This window comes from Thermoactinomyces sp. CICC 10521 (genome assembly GCF_016055135.1).
Taxonomy (GTDB): Bacteria; Bacillota; Bacilli; order Thermoactinomycetales; family Thermoactinomycetaceae; genus Thermoactinomyces_A; species Thermoactinomyces_A daqus.
The window spans coordinates 1-727 of record NZ_JAECVZ010000092.1 but is presented as its reverse complement, the minus strand read 5'-3'; the positions used below and the strand labels follow the sequence as shown (position 1 = coordinate 727).

The 727-nt window shown below is 47.9% G+C and carries 1 protein-coding gene; it reads left to right on the top strand.

Annotation, left to right across the window (positions count from 1 at the left end):
* A partial coding sequence (locus tag I8U17_RS18130) for a lipase family protein (protein ID WP_198060008.1) occupies window positions 1-690 on the top strand: 690 nt, incomplete at its 5' end.
* Window positions 691-727: the final 37 nt, after the last annotated feature.

The following is a 727-nucleotide window of genomic DNA, read 5'->3' as shown; positions in this document are numbered from 1 at the left end:
GCTTTGCTGAAAGTATTGGAAGTTATTGGATTTATTGCTCATTCGCAAAGAAGAATCGTTGTGGTTCTGCGCGGTTCTGAGTCAAGCCAGGATAATCTCATTGATCTGCAAATCGCGCAAAAGCGTTTCCCCTTCGGCCCTGGCAAAACCCATTCCGGCTGGACTGATCTGTATCAGCGATCCTCTCACCCCCAAATTCCTCCGCTGCGAAGGCAAATCATCGGAACCGTTCTTAAATGCCTCAGGAAATTTCCTCATAAAACCGTTTATGTAACCGGGCACAGCATGGGTGGTGCAATCGCCACCATGGCCGCTTTGGACTTGGCACTCAATTTTTCCGTTAAACCTGTCGTAATTACTTTCGGTTCTCCGAAAACCGGCGACTCTGTCTTCGTCAACGCTTATAACCGCGCCATTTCCCGGAGTTTGAGAGTGGCAAACGAATGGGATATTGTGCCGAAGCTGCTCCTTTCCGGTTATCAACATGTGAACTATCTCTTTCCCTTGCACTGGAATTGTCGCGCATTTGGGAGACATCACCATCAGATTGCCGCCTATTTTGTCATTCTTCGCAATTTTTGTCCGGCATTTGGCAAGATGTTGGCCAGGGGACCGAATAAAGGCTTTAGTCCGGTCAATCCGGAAATTACCGATCCTTGTTTGATCAGCAGAAAAGGAGCGAGTTATTGATGACGGATCAGATGCTGAAATGAACCATTTGCCACCC